Annotated in this window: 11 protein-coding genes; 10 read left to right on the plus strand and 1 reads right to left on the minus strand. The window is 35.1% G+C overall.

All coding sequences use genetic code 11. The annotated features are described in order from the left end of the window. Positions 1–14 precede the first annotated feature (14 nt). From pglX (BQ4305_RS12320) to BQ4305_RS12340, 5 genes are all read left to right on the plus strand, one after another. Positions 15–3,527 (plus strand): BREX-1 system adenine-specific DNA-methyltransferase PglX, encoded by a 3,513-nt coding sequence (gene pglX, locus BQ4305_RS12320; RefSeq protein WP_110928089.1) that lies wholly within the window; start codon positions 15–17, stop codon positions 3,525–3,527. A 16-nt stretch (positions 3,528–3,543) separates the two neighbouring features. Continuing rightward, positions 3,544–7,089, plus strand: a complete 3,546-nt coding sequence (pglX, locus tag BQ4305_RS12325) for a BREX-1 system adenine-specific DNA-methyltransferase PglX (RefSeq protein ID WP_110928090.1) — start codon at positions 3,544–3,546, stop codon at positions 7,087–7,089. Between the two features lie 77 nt (positions 7,090–7,166). After that, complete coding sequence (gene pglZ / locus BQ4305_RS12330; RefSeq protein ID WP_110928091.1) at positions 7,167–9,719, plus strand: BREX-1 system phosphatase PglZ type A; 2,553 nt, start codon at positions 7,167–7,169, stop codon at positions 9,717–9,719. An 18-nt stretch (positions 9,720–9,737) separates the two neighbouring features. Then, positions 9,738–11,786, plus strand: coding sequence for a protease Lon-related BREX system protein BrxL (gene brxL / locus BQ4305_RS12335; protein ID WP_110928092.1), 2,049 nt, complete (start codon positions 9,738–9,740; stop codon positions 11,784–11,786). 91 nt (positions 11,787–11,877) lie between these two features. Then, the gene (locus BQ4305_RS12340) at positions 11,878–12,690 is read left to right on the plus strand and encodes a Shedu anti-phage system protein SduA domain-containing protein (protein WP_234396945.1); all 813 of its coding nucleotides are present in this window, start codon (positions 11,878–11,880) and stop codon (positions 12,688–12,690) included. Positions 12,691–13,296: 606 nt separating this feature from the next. Here the strand turns inward: BQ4305_RS12340 and BQ4305_RS12345 are convergent. After that, a complete protein-coding gene (locus tag BQ4305_RS12345) occupies positions 13,297–13,686 on the minus strand; it encodes a winged helix-turn-helix transcriptional regulator (RefSeq protein ID WP_025731573.1) in 390 nt (129 codons plus the stop codon). Positions 13,687–13,834: 148 nt separating this feature from the next. Here BQ4305_RS12345 and BQ4305_RS12350 point away from each other — a divergent pair, with 148 nt between their 5' ends. The 5 genes from BQ4305_RS12350 to BQ4305_RS12370 all read left to right on the plus strand — a co-directional run bounded on the left by BQ4305_RS12350 (position 13,835) and on the right by BQ4305_RS12370 (position 17,636). Beyond that, entirely contained in the window at positions 13,835–14,353 is a 519-nt protein-coding gene (locus tag BQ4305_RS12350) for a DJ-1/PfpI family protein (RefSeq protein WP_110928093.1), read from the plus strand. A gap of 379 nt (positions 14,354–14,732) precedes the next feature. Next, positions 14,733–14,900, plus strand: coding sequence for a putative quinol monooxygenase (locus tag BQ4305_RS21870; RefSeq protein WP_234396946.1), 168 nt, complete (start codon positions 14,733–14,735; stop codon positions 14,898–14,900). Between the two features lie 351 nt (positions 14,901–15,251). Continuing rightward, positions 15,252–15,599 (plus strand): ArsR/SmtB family transcription factor, encoded by a 348-nt coding sequence (locus BQ4305_RS12360; RefSeq protein WP_051476243.1) that lies wholly within the window; start codon positions 15,252–15,254, stop codon positions 15,597–15,599. Between the two features lie 11 nt (positions 15,600–15,610). Next, positions 15,611–16,570 carry a TIGR03571 family LLM class oxidoreductase gene (locus BQ4305_RS12365; protein WP_110928094.1) on the plus strand — a complete coding sequence of 320 codons (960 nt, stop codon included), beginning with the start codon at positions 15,611–15,613 and terminating at the stop codon, positions 16,568–16,570. A 43-nt stretch (positions 16,571–16,613) separates the two neighbouring features. Further along, a complete protein-coding gene (locus BQ4305_RS12370) occupies positions 16,614–17,636 on the plus strand; it encodes an LLM class flavin-dependent oxidoreductase (RefSeq protein WP_110928095.1) in 1,023 nt (340 codons plus the stop codon). Positions 17,637–17,888: the final 252 nt, after the last annotated feature.

Genomic DNA, 17,888 nt, shown 5'->3' on the forward strand with positions numbered 1-17,888 from the left:
CAGGAGTTGTCGCTATGAATAAATCTGCATTAAAAGTCTTTGCTTCGAGTGCCAGAAAAGAGCTATTGAAAAAAGTCGAAGCAAAGGCAATGAAAATCGGAATTACAGAGGATAACATCAAGAAAGCTGAAATAGAAAGTTCGGATGCCATCTACATAGATGGCAAACAGCTTTCAAAACAAGAAAAAGACCAAAGAGACCGACTAGTTGATCGGATTAACCAAATAGGATTTAAACGAGTAATGGAAGAAGTAGCTTATACTTGGTTTAACCGTTTTACTGCTTTGCGTTATATGGAAGTTAATGAGCATCTACCTACAGATGTGCGTGTTCTATCTTCAACCAATCCAGAAAGTGCTGATCCAGATATGATTAATGAAGCACTTTCACTTGATTTAGAGATTGATAAAGAGTACGTGTATGAACTAAAACTGAACAATAAAACAGAAGAAATATTCAAGTATCTGATTATTAAACATTGCAATGACCTTAATCGTTATCTTCCGTTTATGTTTGAAACAATAGATGACTATACAGAAATTCTCTTTCCAGAGGGTTTGTTAGCCAAGGATTCCTTTATTCGTGAAATGACTAATATTGAAGTCATTCCAGAGGATAATTGGAGAAAGGTTGAAGTTATCGGCTGGCTATACCAATATTACATTGCAGAAGAAAAAGATCGTGTTATCAAAGCGAAAAAGAAATACAAAACAGAAGAAATACCATTTGCTACTCAACTTTTTACGCCTGACTGGATTGTACGCTATATGGTTCAGAACTCTTTAGGCCGCTATTGGATAGAGTCACATCCAGAGCATAGAGATTTACTGAGTAATTGGGAGTATTATCTTGAAAACCCTAATCCTGAATCAGATTTTGAGGGGAAAATTGCTCCATATATTAACAAAGAGCTAAAAGTCGAGGACATTAAATGTTTCGATCCTGCAATGGGTAGCGGTCATATTCTTGTGTATATGTTTGATGTTCTGTATGAAATCTATAGCAAATGCGGATATGTGGAGAGAGAAATTCCAAGGTTAATTATTGAAAATAACCTATATGGTTTAGATATTGATGATCGAGCATATCAGCTTGCATGTTTCTCGGTTGTAATGAAGGCTTTAGAGTATAATGATCGTTTCTTTAGAAGTATTGAGAGGGATGGATTGACTCTAAACTTAACGTCAATACAAGAAACTAATAATCTAACACATGAAGATATTACTTATTTGGCAGGAGAGCCTTCTGAAGAAAAATTTGAACTAATGGAGCAGTTCTTGAAGCAATTTCAAAATGCAAAAACTATTGGTGCTTTAATAAAACTTCATCTTTCTGATTTAAATTTTTTACAAGAACGCATCACAATGTTAGATAAAAATTATGGTGACCTGTTTGAAATGGAAATGAAAGATAGGTTACTTAACTTATATAAGGATATTGTAAAACAATTTTCTATAATGAATAATAAATATGATGTGCTTGTAACAAATCCACCGTATGTAGGAAATAAGTATTTAACTGATGATCTGTCAAACTATTTATCACTATATTATCAAGATGTAAAAACAGATCTGTTCTCTGCGTTTATTGAATACAGTTTCAATGTTGTAAATGAAAATGGACATATAGGTTTCATGACACCTTTTGTTTGGATGTTCATTTCTTCTTATGAAAAGCTAAGAAATAATATTAATCAAAATAGGAATATTAGTAGCTTGATTCAACTTGAATATTCAGGGTTTGAGGAAGCAACTGTACCTATTTGCACATTTACTTTGAGGAACTATTTTAGTAATACAGAGGGAGATTATATAAAGTTATCAGATTTTAGAGGTGCTAAAAATCAATCTATTAAGACTTTAGAGGCTTGTCAAAACCCTAATGTTAAGTATCGTTATAGCTTTAATCAAGTAAATTACAGTAAAATTCCAGGAAGTCCAATAGCATACTGGGTAAATAAAAAAGTTATCTCAATTTTTGAAAAATCAAAAAGATTTTCTGACATTATTGAGGCTAAGCAAGGTTTAAAAACAGCAGATAATGATAGATTTCTAAGAAGATGGTTTGAATGTGATTTTAGTAAAATCGGATTCAATTTTACTTCAAGAGAATTGGCGAAGAACTCGAATTATAAATGGTTTCCTTATAATAAAGGTGGTTCATTTAGAAAGTGGTATGGTAATCAGGAATTTGTTGTAAATTGGGAGAAGGATGGGTTAGAGATTAGGGAATTTAGGACTGAAGCAGGAAAACTAAAATCTCGACCACAAAATCTTAATTACTTTTTTAAAGAATCTGTATCCTGGTCTGATGTAACGTCAAGTAAGAACGCATTCAGATATTACCCAGAAGGTTTTATTTTTGATGCGACTGGTCATTCTTCCTTCCCTAATGAAAATGTAAAAAGTTCTCATATATTAGGAGTTCTAAACAATAAGTTTTTTGAAGAAATAATTAAATTAATTAGTCCTACCATGCACTTTGATATTGGTTATTTTAATAAGCTACCAGCTGTGATAATACAAAGCAAACAATTTGAAGAAATTGTAGAAGAAAACATAGAAATAGCCAAGTTAGATTGGGACTCTTTTGAAACTTCATGGGAGTTTCAGAAACATCCATTTATAGGATTTGGTATAAAAAATATTGAGTCAGCATTCAATCGTTGGAAAGAGTTTAAAGAGAAACAGTTCAAAACTATGAAACACAATGAAGAAAGACTTAACGAGATATTTTTTGAAACTTATGACTTAAAAACTGATTTAACAATAGAGGTTGAAGAGCGGGATATAACCATTACTAAAGCTGAATTAGAGAATGATATAGTAAGTTTCATATCATATGGAGTTGGTTGTATTTTCGGTAGATATTCAATTGATGAATCAGGTCTTATATATGCAGGAGGACAATTTGATCCCACTAAATATCAATCGTTGCAAGTAGATAAAGACAACATCCTACCGATTCTTCCAGGAGCTTACTTTGAAGATGATATTGTTTCAAGGTTTATTGATTTTGTACAAGTTACTCTTGGAGTAGAAACTTTAACAGAAAATCTGGAATTTATAGCAGAAGCACTTGGTAAGAGAAAAGGTGAAACTGCTAAAGAAACGATTAGACGTTACTTCTTAAATGATTTTTTCAAAGACCATGTTCAAACGTATAAGAAACGCCCTATTTATTGGTTATTTACATCAGGTAAGCAAAAGGCATTTAACTGCTTAATCTATATGCACCGCTATGATAAGACTACAATATCACGTATTCGTACTGATTACTTACATGAATATCAAATTCGTTTAGACGCTGAGCGTAAGTCTCTTGTAAGTATTATTGAGGGAGATTCAACTACAAAAGAAATAAGTAATGCTAAAAAAGAAATAAAGGCTTTAGATAAGAAGATTGAGGAGCTAAATGAATATGATGAATTGTTGCACCATATGGCGGATATGCAGATTGAAATAGACTTAGATGACGGCGTTGCTATAAATTATGAGAAGTTTAATGGGCTTGTAACAAAAATATAGTAAATTAGGTGGTACTATGAATAAATCTACATTAAAAGCCTTTGCGACCAATGCCAGAAAAGAGTTACTGAAAAAAGTCGAAGCAAAGGCAATGAAAATTGGAATTACAGAGGATAACATAAAGAAAGCTGAAATTGAAAGCTCGGATGCTATCTATATAGATGGCCAACAGCTTTCAAAGGAAGAAAAAGTGCAAAGAGACCGACTCATTGGTCGGATTAACCAAATAGGATTTAAACGAGTGATGGAAGAAGTCGCTTATACCTGGTTTAACCGTTTTACAGCTCTGCGTTATATGGAAGTCAATGAGTATCTACCTACAGATGTACGTGTTTTATCTTCAACTAATCCAAATAGTGCTGATCCAGATATGGTTAATGAGGCGTTATCACTCGATTTAGAGATTGATAAAGAGTACGTGTATGAACTGAAATTGAACAATAAAACAGAAGAGCTATTCAAGTATCTGATTATTAAGCATTGCAATGACCTTAACCGTTACCTTCCGTTTATGTTTGAAACAATAGATGATTACACAGAAATTCTATTTCCAGAGGGCTTGTTAGTAAAGGATTCTTTTATTCGTGAAATGACTGATTGCAATGTTATTCCAGAAGATAATTGGATGAAGGTTGAAGTTATTGGTTGGTTATATCAATATTACATTGCGGAAGAGAAAGATAGAGTCTTTAAAGAGAAAAAGAAATATAGGCCAGAAGAGATTCCGTTTGCAACTCAGCTTTTTACACCTGATTGGATTGTAAGGTATATGGTTCAGAACTCATTAGGCCATTATTGGATTGAATCACATCCAGAACATAGTGATTTACTAAACAATTGGGAATTCTATCTTGAAAGCTCTATTTCCGAAACAAAATTTGAAGAAAAACTTACTCCATATATTAATAAAGAGCTTAATGTAGAGGATATCAAATGTTTTGATCCTGCAATGGGTAGCGGTCATATTCTTGTTTATATGTTTGATGTTCTTTATGAGATCTATAGCAAGTGTGGATATATGGAGAGAGAGATACCAAAATTAATTATTGAAAATAACATATACGGTTTAGATATCGATGATCGAGCATATCAGCTTGCATGTTTCTCCGTTGTAATGAAGGCCTTAGAATATAATGAGCGATTCTTTAGAAGTATTGAGAGAGAAGGATTAAAATTAAACTTAGCCTCAATTCAAGAGACCAATAATCTTAATGAAGAGGATATCATTTTTATTGCAGGAGAAGATAGTGGCACCTTATATGAAAAAATTAGTAACTTTATCAATAAATTTCAAGATGCAAAGACTATTGGTTCATTAATTAGGTTGGATACTTATGAAAAGAACTTCTTAAATGAAAGATTAATAAACATTAATAATAATCCTCCTAAAGATTTATTTGAGGAGGAAATAAGAAAGAAGGTTTTAGAACTTCTACCAAAACTTATTATTCAAGCAGAGATAATGACTACTCGGTATGACATTTTAGTAACTAATCCACCTTACATGGGGAATAGATATATGAATGAAAAGTTATCTCAATTTCTTGTTAAGGAATACCCAGATTCAAAACTTGACACTTTTGCTTCTTTTATGGAAATAGATCACTACTTGAAACCGTTTGCGTTATTTTCGCTAATTAATCAACACTCTTGGATGTTTATATCTAGTTACGAAAAGTTAAGAGATAAGATACTAAAAAATAAAAACATTTGTTCTATGTTGCACTTAGGAACAAGGGCATTTGAAGATATAGGCGGAGAAGTCGTCCAGACAACTGCATTTGTATTAAGAAACGGTTATATTCCCAAAATGACTGGAATCTTTTTAAGATTGGTTGATTTTAAGGGGGCAAAAGAAAAGCAAGTAAAAACAATTGAAGCTATTCAAAATTCAAGGGTAAATTATAAGTATATTTGTAATAATGAAAGTTTTAAACAAATAAAGGGATTACCAATTGCATATTGGGTTAGTGAGAGAGTAAGGGGAATATTTGATAAATCTATATCTATAAGAGAAATTGCTAAACCGAGGGTCGGTCAAAATACTGGAGATAATAATAGATTTTTAAGACAATGGTTTGAGGTAGATTTCAAAAAAATAGGTTTTAATTACCAAAGCCGTGAAGATGCTCTCAATAGTTATAATAAGTGGTTTCCTTACAATAAAGGTGGTAAGTTCAGAAAATGGTATGGTAATCTTGATTACGTGATTAATTGGGAAGACGATGGAAAAGAGATTAAAGATTATGCCGTAATTAGAAATAAGGGAAAACATTGGTCAAGGTATATACAGAATTTAGACTACATTTTTAAAGAGGGGTTAACTTGGTCTGACATTAGTGGATCCAGCTTCGGGGTAAGATATTTGGAAAGTGGGTTTATCTTTGATGTTACTGGCTCTATGGCGTTTCCTTCAAAGGAAGACATTTATTATATAACTGCTTTCCTTTGCTCTAAAATTTCATATGAATTTTTAATTATGTTGAATCCTACGCTACATTTTCAAACTGGCAATATTGCTAACCTACCAATTATTTTTACTGAGGATAGTAGAATAAAGAAGAGAATAGATGATTTAGCGAGAATTAATATAGAGATATGCAAGGTAGACTGGGATTCATATGAAATTTCTTGGGATTTTAAAGTGCATCCTTTGCTTATTAATTCAGGGATTTCAACAATAGAAGATTCTTTAAAGTTGTGGAATGAAAGTGTTCAAGGTAGGTTTAAACTTCTAAAAAGTAATGAAGAAGAAATTAACAAAATATTTATTGATATATATGGATTAAATAATGAGATCTCACCTGTTGTAGATGAAGAAAATGTGATTATCAGAAGGGAAGGTTCAGAAAGTGATATAAAATCATTTATTTCATACGCAGTTGGTTGCATTTTTGGAAGATACTCGCTTGATACTGAGGGTTTGATATACGCAGGTGGAGAGTTTGATCCAAATAGATACAAAAATTTTTCCATTGATAAAGATAATATAGTTCCTATATTACCAGGTGCGTATTTTGAAGATGATGTTGTTTCAAAATTTATTGATTTTGTAAAAACCTCATTTGGTGAAGACTCATTGCATGAAAATCTGGATTTTATTGCAGAGAACCTTGGAAGGAAAAAAAGTGAAACTGCAAAAGAGACTATAGGACGTTATTTCCTTAATGAATTCTTTAAAGATCATGTAAAAACATATAAGAAAAGACCAATTTATTGGTTGTTCACATCAGGAAAACAAAAAGCATTCAACTGCTTGATATATATGCACCGTTATGATCAGACAACCTTATCTCGAATCCGTATGGATTACTTACATGAATATCAAATTAGATTAGATACCGAAAGAAAGTCCCTTGTAAGTATTATTGAAGGTCACTCTACAACAAAAGAAATTAGTAACGCTAAGAAGGAACTAAAGGCATTAGATAAAAAGATTGAAGAGCTAAAAGATTACGATGAACTGTTACACCATATGGCAGATATGCAGATTGAAATAGACTTAGATGATGGTGTTGTTGTAAATTATGAGAAGTTTCAAGGGCTTGTAGCAAAAATATAAAGACAGTCATGAGGATATACCAGTGATGACTGGTGTATCCTTGTTTTATGAAGTTTTTTGTAAAGGGGTGAGTTCATTTGAATTTAGATCAAATCATTAAAACATTGACGACAACTTTCAAAGAGTCGCTAAATGACGGTGAACAAAGAAAGATTATCTTTTGGGTAGATAAGGATAAAGAATTTGTTGAAGAAATAGACACTCTTTCCTTGGATAATGTGAAGATACATAAATTGACGGAGCAAAACCAATTTTATTCAAAGTATTTACTGGAAGAAGAAGATCCTACTTCCCCTTACCTTGTTTATACAAATGACGAAATTGATGTTGAAGAGAACTGGCTAATTGACACTGTATATTATTCAAAAAAGTTTTATGCGGATAAGCTCTCTTTATTATTAGATGACATTGGTATTGATCCTTCATTAAGAGCTACTGTAAAAAAATACGAGAAATTCTTTAATAAGAAACATACGCAGAAGTTTAAGTCATATGGAATTCAATCTTACACAGAGGAAGCAATCGAAATAGCCATTATGAGTGTGCTTTGTAATTTAAAAACACCAGACTTTGAAGAAGTTACTAAGACGATCTTAAAGGACAGCTTAATTGAACAAGACAACAAATATATAGGGTTAATAGAGAAGTATTTTGATGTCACTGTATTTTGGAAATACGCTTCTAACATGTACGGCTATGATCGGGAAGAGAAGTCATTAAAGACATTGTTTATGCACTTAACAATTACTGCATTAAGCCATGCAATAGATGAACAGCACCTTTCGAATGTTAAGAGCTTTATTTCCGAGAGAAACAAACCAAACGGGTTAGTGTTTATAGACCATTGGATGCACCATAAGACGGACTATGTTATTTATAATGAATTGGCCGAAAGCATCGAACAGGAAATAAAGATAACCGATATTGTCAATGCTCTATCAATTGATGTTTTCAAGCAAGCAGATACGTTTCCTTATTTTGATAAGGCAATCATTATTTTCATTGCAAATAGTTTAGAAGCAGGTCATGAGGATTACGAAGAATATAGTAAGCTAATCAATCTAAGAAGAGTTAAACACTTCTATGAAAGATATCAGTTTATTTATGAAGCCTTATTCTATACTGTGAAGATGTATGAATTCTACAAAAAGTACCAGTCAGGAATACCAAAAGCATCAACGAGTGAAATGTGGAAGAGCTATGTTACAGAATATAACGCTATGGATACATACTACCGTAAGTTTTACGTAGCTTTTGATAACGAACCAAATAGTGAAATTCTTAAAAAATTGAAAGCCATGATTGAAAACTTATACACCAATTGGTACATGGGAGATTTAAGTTCACATTGGTCACAGTCCTTAGATGAAATAAGAGATAAGTGGGAGCTTCCAGGAGTGACGAATCAGCAAGATTTTTATAGACGTTATGTGGAACCTAAAGTAAGAAAAGGCGAAAGAATGTTTGTCATCATCTCAGATGCTCTTCGTTACGAGGTCGGGGTAGAGATAGCGGATAAACTGAATGCTGAAACAATGGGTGCATGTGAAATAGAACCGTTACTTGGAGTTTTACCATCTGTTACAAAATTAGGAATGGCTTCTTTGTTACCACATCGGAATATAGATATTGATGAAAATGTGAGAGTCTTAGTAGATGGTAAGTCTTCAAGTGGATTGGAAAATCGAAAAGAGATAATTGAGTCTGCTGTACCCGATAGTGTTGCAATTCATGCCCAAGAAATGATGGCAATGAATAAGGCAGGAAGAAGAGAATACTTTAAAGGCAAGAAACTAATTTATATTTATCATGATACGATTGATGCTCATGGCGATAAAGCCACAACGGAAGTCTATACCTTTAATGCAGTGGAGAAGGCCATTGATGAAATCTCTACACTTGTTAAAATCATTAGAGATGATTTGTCAGGAACCAACCTATTGATAACTGCTGACCATGGCTTTGTTTATCAAAGGGAACCATTAGTTGAAAGTGATAAGATCCAAAAAGAGGATATCCAGACCATTGAAGTAAAAAGAAGATACATGCTTTCTAAAGAGGTAAGACAGATGGATGGCATATTGAATGTTAATCTAAGTTCAATCATCAAGAATGAGCAACAATTAACAGCGTATGTGCCAAAATCAACGATTCGCTTTAAGATACAAGGTTCGGGTGTTAATTTTGTTCATGGTGGAGCAAGTCTACAGGAACTTGTTGTACCATTAATCTCTTACAAAAACATTCGCAGAGGACAAACTAACAGTCGTGAAATCGTAAAGGTAGATATTAAGCTAACGAACACAACTCGCAAGATTACCAATAGTCTATTCCATCTATCCTTTTTCCAAACAGAAAAGGTAGAAGAAAAGGTTGTGCCAAGGTCAGTATTAATTTATATGGCTGACGAAGACGGTTCTGTGATATCCAATGAGGAAACTATTATTGGTGATAGAACATCGGATAATCCAGAAGAACGTACATTTAAACTACGATTTGCTCTTAAAACGATTACCTATGATAAAAATAAGTCATACTTTTTAACAATAAAAGATGTAGAAACGGGTGTCATTCTTGAAAGAATACCTTTTACAATTAACTTAGGAATTGTTAGTGAATTTGATTTTTAAGATAAGGGAGGGATATTATTGGAGAGCGGACTAAATGCACTGGACTTAGATAAGAAATTAAATGAAGTCTTTGCTGGTCGAGTGGTCAGAAAAGATCTTACTAAGCTCATTAAAGAGGGAGCGAACGTACCTGTATATGTTTTGGAATATCTGTTAGGTATGTATGCGGCCACTGATGAAGAAGAGAGTATAAAAGAAGGGGTAGCCAGAGTAAAGAAGATTCTTTCGGAAAACTTTGTACGCCCTGATGAAGCTGAAAAAATCAAAAGTAAGATCCGAGAAGTCGGTCAGTATTCCATCATCGATAAGATAACTGTTCGACTAAACCCTAAAAAGGATACCTATGAAGCGGAATTCTCCAACTTAGGGTTAAAAGATGTTCCCATTTCATCAAACTATGTTAAAGAGTTTGATAAACTCTTAGCAGGGGGCATCTGGTGTATGTTAAAAATGGACTATTATTATGATGAAGAGCAGAAAAATATGAGTCCATTTAGCATTAGCAACTTAAAACCAATCCAAATGCCTAATATGGATTTAAACGAGATAATTGAGGGGCGAAAGGAATTCACAAAAGATGAATGGATTGACATTCTAATTCGTTCAACAGGAATGGAGCCTACTCAAATAAATGATCGTGTAAAATGGCATTTATTATTACGGCTTGTTCCACTCGTTGAAAATAACTACAATGTGTGTGAGCTTGGCCCCAGGGGAACGGGAAAATCACATGTTTATAAAGAGATAAGCCCCAATTCCATCTTGGTATCGGGTGGTCAGACAACAGTAGCGAATCTCTTTTACAATATGTCTTCAAGAACGGTTGGTCTTGTTGGTATGTGGGATGTCGTGGCATTTGATGAAGTAGCGGGTATTAAATTTAAGGATAGAGACGGAATTCAAATCATGAAGGATTATATGGCAAGCGGTTCTTTTGCCAGAGGGAAAGAAGAGAAAACTGCCAGTGCCTCCATGGTTTTTGTAGGTAATATCAACCAAAGTGTTGATTCTTTAATCAAAACATCTCATTTATTTGCTCCTTTTCCAGAAGGAATGAATAACGACTCAGCTTTCTTTGATCGAATGCACTATTACCTGCCTGGTTGGGAGATTCCGAAAATGCGACCTGATTTCTTTACAGATCGCTATGGATTTATTGTAGATTATTTAGCTGAGTATTTTAGAGAAATGAGAAAGCGGTCATTCGGGGACTCGATTGATCAGTTCTTTAAACTTGGTAATAACCTAAATCAACGTGATGTAATTGGTGTAAGAAAAACTGTTTCTGGCCTTATAAAGTTATTGTACCCTCATGGGGAATATACAAGAGAGGATGTTGAAGAAGTTCTACAATATGCTCTTGAAGGTCGTAGACGTGTAAAAGAACAACTAAAGAAAATTGGCGGTATGGAATTTTATGATGTAATGTTCTCCTACATAGACAAGGAATCCTTACAAGAAGAACATGTTTCTGTCCCTGAGCAGGGCGGAGGCAAGTTAATTCCTGAAGGGATGGGAAAACCAGGTCATGTTTATTCAGTTGGTGTAGGTGAATCTGGTATGATTGGTGTCTTCAAACTCGAAAATCAGGTTGTATCGGGATCAGGTAAATTTGAAAAATCGGGTGTTGGTTCTAATCGTGCTGTAAAAGAAAGTTTGGATACAGCTTATCGTTACTTTACGGCAAATAGTAAGAGCATTAGTGGTACGATATCGATTAAAACAAAAGATTATCTTATGCATATAGCTGATTTGCAAGGAATTGGATTAACTCCTCAATTAGCTGTTGCTGAATTAATAGGATTATGTTCTGGTGCTTTAGAGAGGCCTGTACAGGAAAGCACAGTTGTATTAGGTAACATGACCGTAGGAGGAACAATAGAGAAGGTAGAAGAACTGGCTAATGTCCTCCAGGTTTGTATCGATGCGGGAGCTAAAAAGGTATTAATTCCTGCATCATCGGTAGTAGACTTTCAAACAGTTCCATCTGATTTGTTAATTAAAGTACAACCAATATTCTATTCTGATCCGATTGATGCTGTATTTAAGGCGTTAGGAGTCGGGTAATTCATTTTAGAATACAACATTATTGAAAAAGAGGAGGAATCGGTATACACCGATTCTTTTTTCTTACTTTGGTAAAAAGGAGAGAGGTACATTGAAGATTTATTCAAGAGATTACTGTTCCCTTACTCAGGAAGAAATGAAGGAGTGGGAAATATTAAAAGAAAAGGAGATTATTCAGAGAATAGGTGATGGAAAATTAGCAATACGGAAAAGTTTATACAGGGAATTCCCTGTAGCAGTAAGGCATTACATTAGCCTTTTTCCAAATAATCATCTGGATATTGTTGATTTACAAAATGTTGAATATTTATCAGCTTTAATTCAAGAATTCCATAGTCTAATAGAAAATCCTTCTTCTAATGAAAGATCTGTTCTCAATTGGATTCAAGAGCAAAAGGCATACTTTATCATGGCATCAATTATGAAAGGAAGCTATTCATTTGGACACCATGATGCTTTCATTATTCCAGAATTTCAATTAGGAAACTCCTATCAAGTAGATTATCTTCTTATCGGTAAAAGTTCAGGAGGCTATGAATTTATCTTTGTGGAATTAGAGCATCCGAATAAAAATGTTACCCTAAATAATGGTCATATCGGTGATGCTTTAAGAAAAGGGGAGAGACAAGTTATTGACTGGAAGTATTGGTTAGAAGCAAATTATTCTTCACTCTATGAAACGTTTAGAAAATATAAATCTCCAAATCAAGACTTACCTCCAGAGTTTCTTAAATATGATAGCACTCGTATTCACTATGCAGTAATAGCAGGAAGAAGAAGTGATTTTAACGAAAGGACATATCAAGTCAAACGACAAATGAAATTATTAAATAACATTCTTGTTTTTCATTATGATAATCTTTATGACTCAGCACGAAGTTTGATTGGAAAATCTACCTATTAATATAGGAAAATAACCAACTGAAAAGAATATTTGTATATCTTTAGGGAATTAACTAAAGTAATAGATTATTCCCTAGTATGAACAATTTAGCAATCCGAATAAAAAAGCAGTTGCCAATCTCAGTTGACAACTGTTTTCTTTGCCTCTTAAATTGTCACGGTGAACCGTATCATAAGTAAATGAGGTTTTTGAGGGAATATAAGAATCTAAACATTGAAAAACAGTTAATTTATCTAATCAAGTTTTTAAATTGACTAGCACTTTGAAAGGATGTTGACAGGCTAGTAAAGCAAAAAGGCTGACTAAAAAAAGAAATTTCTTTTAGCCAGCCTTTTGGATTATAAAGTTTTGGAAATGATTTGGTTATTTTTTAATAAGACCCTTGATTCATCATTAGTGGAATGAAAACTTTTTCCTATAGTTCTTTTATGTATAATTTATTTTAAATAAAAGAAAACACAATCCCCGTTCAGTTGAACCAATCCACAGCATAAATGATCCGAATACTGCGCAATTAAGCATAAGAAGCACCTTCCTTACAGTTAAGTGAAGGTGCTTCTTTTCTAATAGGTTTTGTAAAGCAACATTGTAAATGTAAGCTTATGCTTAATTGTTTAATTCCGAAATATCCATTTCTTTTATGATTTCTGCTATCCGATTTTTTCCCCATTCATACATCATTTCAACGATAGGAAGTAAAGTCATCCCCAATTCAGTCATGGAATATTCCACTTTCGGTGGAACTTCTGGATAAACTTCACGATGAACTATTCCATCTTCCATCAGTTCTCTTAATTGATTCGTTAATATTTTATGAGATATTTTTGGAAAAAGCCTTTGGAGATCACTGAATCGATGTGGTCCTTCTACCCCTAAATGCCATAAAATAACAATTTTCCATTTACCACTTATAATTGATAAGGTAAGTTCTTTTTCACAATTATAATCACCATTTATGATCTTTTCTTTAACTTCATCTCTAAATGTACCTGGCATAAATTCTTACCTCCTTATTTATATCAATTGTAACCTGTCGGTAACCTCCTTACAAAAAAGTGCATTCTTCACAGTGAAGAAAACAAGCAGTAGAATGAAATGGTCGTCTTACCGGCAAATCTTTTCCATTAATGAGGAGGAACTACTAATGAGTAAAAAAGCACTTTTAATTATACCACCAGAACGATTCAATGAAGACGAATTATTTCAACCAAAAGCGGAATTGGAAAGCAACGGAATTGAAGTGACAATTGCAAGTACAAAAACAGGTGAAATCATAGGGGATTATGAAGGTAAAGCAACCGCTGAGGTCATTTTCTCAGACGTTTCTGCTTCTGACTATGATGTTGTATCTGTTATTGGTGGATCTGGTACTAACGATCATTTATGGGAAAATCAAGAATTACAAGACTACTTGAAACAAGCGTATACTAATAAAGTTCTTGTAACAGGAATTTGTGCAGGTGCGGTTACTGTAGCTAAAACGGGTTTACTTATTGGAAGAGAAGCAACTTGCTATCCAGTAGATATACAAAAAGACCAATTAAAAGCGAATAAAGTAACATATGTTGAAAAACATGTTGTTGCTCATGATGATATTATCACTGGTGATGGTCCAGATGGCGCTAAAGAATTTGGAGAAGCTTTAGTAAAAGCATTAAGCTAATTCTACAGTCTCTTCGCTGAATTTTCATATAAACGAAAGCCTACGGAATTAATTCCGTAGGCTTTTGGCTATCCAAATGTAAGGAAAATACACCAAAAATTAACTCAGATTCAACATGAACCGTGTTACGATATTTATATAGTTTTACTAGTTCGTCTTTTAGTTGAATATCAATCAAATTCAATCGAAAACAAGCCTCAACTTTTTGGTCATACTAAAAAAGTTAAGAGTAAACAGTTAAAAGTTTACATAATTGAAGCGGATAAGAGATTTAAAAGGGTATATTTTTTACACGATGCTGGGAAGAACATAAACTCCACTGCCACCTTAAAAACTTTATAAAAGAAAGGCAAACCACTCATTATTAAGAGGGATAAAAATGGAGCATATTATAATTACTGCTGTATTAAAACCAAAAGAAGGCCTGCAGGGGCAACTATTATCAGAACTCAAAAAGGTACAAGCGGCATCAAGGGAAGAGGCAGGTTGTATAAAGTATGACTTGCACCAATCTGAAGACCAAACTTTCGTTTTATATGAAGTTTGAAAGGATGAGGAAGCGCTGGAATACCATATTCAGTCTGCTCATTATCAGGAATACAGGAACAATATTGCAGACCTTGTATCAAATAGAGTAGTGTATAAGCTAAAAAAAATGGAATAAGTTCAAAGATGGAGTGGCGGAACCGTCGAACAAACCTGTTATTTGTAGATTTTTTAGTGGTCTTTTTTAAGATGGGAGCTTTTCGCTGTATCTCCTTCGAAACAAATCATTTGATTTGGAAGGATCAGATGGCTAATATGGTAATATCGTAAATTATCGATTTGGCATGATGCTTTCAAATCATCTATGCAGCTTCCATTGGGATATAGTGATAATCGATATAGAAAGAGGCAAATGACATTGAAGCAGGAATTGGAAAGCTTAAATGATGAACAAGCCGTTGAAATTTTTAAGGCATTGTCGAACCAGACGAGGGTGAGCATTCTTCAAATGTTAAAAAATCCCCACAGTCATTTTTCACCGCAAGCCCATATTATTGCTGATGAAGGATTTGAAGGCGGGGTTTGCGTAGGGGATATCCGAAGCAAGGCGGGGATTTCGCAATCCACTACTTCACAGTATTTATCGATTCTGCTGCAAAGCGGACTTGTTGAAATAAAGCGAATCGGACAATGGACGTATTATCGCCGTAATGAGGAGACGATTAAAAAGTTCGAAAAATACATTGGTACAAAAATTTAAGGAGAATTGAAGTGAGTTTATTACAGCATCGAGCATATAACAGGTTGTATCAAAAGGATAAAATGACGCTTGGTTTCGCGATTCCGACGGCAAGGATGTCCAAATATCCGATTATGGAAAATCAGCTGTCGCTTGCCCGCAAAATTGAAGACCATGGTTTCGCGGCATTGTGGCTTCGGGACGTTACGATTCAGAATTTGAATATTGATGATAATGGTCAAATGTTTGATGTATGGATTTATTTGACCTATCTTGCGGCCCATACAAAGGATATTGCACTTGGGACGGCTAGTGTGGCCCTCCCTCTGCGCCATCCTGTCAGAGTTGCAAAGGAAGCATCATCTATTGACCGGTTGTTTCCCGAACGGCTGATCATGGGAGTGGCTTCAGGAGACCGGGATAAAGATTTCACAGCTTTGGGAATATCCAAGCTCGAAAGCGGAGGGCTGTTTAAAAAGAATTATGCATTCCTTGAACGGCTATTAAAGGAGGACAGTCCGACAATCAACAGCGATTTAGGCGTCATCGATGGAACGGATATGAGAATGATCCCCAAGCCTTTTTCTTCGATTCCGACCATGGTGACAGGATTCAGCAATCAATCGATTGAATGGATCGCCCAGAATGGGGACGGTTGGATCCAATACCCGAGGATTATCCCACAACAAACTCAATTGATTAACGAGTATCGCGAGTTGTCGGAAATTCACGCCCCAGGAGTGTTTAAACCTTTCACTCAGACTTTATTTATCGTTTTATCGGAAAATCCCGATCCGTTTCCTGTTCCGATTCCTTTAGGATTTCGTGTAGGGCGCAAACAGTTATTAGAAATTTTATATCAATTTCAATCCATTGGTGTCAATCACCTGGCATTTGTATTGTATTTTTCAAAGCGCCCTCCCGAGGAAGTCATACAGGAGCTTGGAGAGTTTGTGCGGCCTTACTTTCCGACTCATGAAATTCCAGTATGAGATTAGCTTTTAATAAAATTAGATAAGGGAAGAAGATGAACTTATGTCTAAACATGCAATTAAACTAAACGAAATTCCATTCTCGGTGCTGGATCTTTCACCGATAACAGCCGGAAGTACTCCTGCTGATTCTTTCCGCCATACATTAGAACTCGCACAGCATGTTGAAAAACTTGACTACAACCGTTTTTGGCTCGCTGAACACCACAATATGCCGTTTATCGCCAGTTCCGCCACTTCTGTGGTGATGTCCCATGTGGCAGCCGGTACATTAAAAATCCGGGTTGGTTCAGGAGGAATCATGCTGCCGAATCACGCTCCACTCGTCATCGCTGAGCAGTTTGGCACTCTTGAATCCTTATATCCTGGGCGAATTGACCTTGGTCTGGGGCGGGCACCCGGTACAGATCAGGGGACCGCTCGTGCATTGAGACGCGACTTGGGAAGTACCGGAGATGACTTTCCTGAGCAATTAGCGGAACTCCGCGGTTACTTTGATCCATCCTTGGCCCAAGGAAATCCTATAAAAGCGATTCCGGGTGAAGGTTTGAATATTCCAATCTGGCTGCTGGGTTCAAGCGGCTTCAGTGCGCAGCTGGCCGGAGAACTGGGTTTGCCATTCGCGTTTGCCTCCCATTTCTCGCCACTTAACACTCTGGGTGCTCTACAGATCTATCGTAAGGCGTTTAAGCCTTCGAATGTTCTCGATAAGCCGTATGCGATGGTGGCATTGAATATCATTGCAGCAGAAACGGATAAAGAGGCAAAACTCCTTTTCACAACCCTGCAGCAGCAATTTTTGAATCTGATGAGCGGCAACCTTACACAGCTTCAACCACCGGTAGATGACATATCCGAAGTGGCCAGCAGCTACCAATTAAAGGCTCTCGAGCAGCAATTAGGCACATCGATTGTTGGCAGCCAGCAGACGATAAAGGACAAGCTTCATACATTTTTGAAGGAGAGCCAGGCTGATGAAATCATGGCCATTGCCCAAGTTTACGACCACAAAGCTCGCCTGCATTCATACGAGCTTCTGGCAGAAATTATAAAAAGCGAAAGGTAAAAAGAGGACATCAGCAAGGAAACCTTCTTGATGATTTTTCTAAGGCATTGAATATGGGTGAAACCGTGAGATCAGGTTATGAGGTTGTTTACAGGATTCCTTAATTAAAAGGAGATCTGATCAAGTATTTCTATGTGCCGCAAGCAGGATTTGACATCACGAAATCTTCCAAAATACATCATCATCATTAAACAAGTGACAGAGCGATACTAATTGTTTTTATACTCCCATAGATCTAGCAGTAACATATAC

The sequence above is a fragment of the Bacillus massiliglaciei genome, from assembly GCF_900098925.1.
GTDB classification, from domain to species: domain Bacteria; phylum Bacillota; class Bacilli; order Bacillales; family DSM-1321; genus Peribacillus; species Peribacillus massiliglaciei.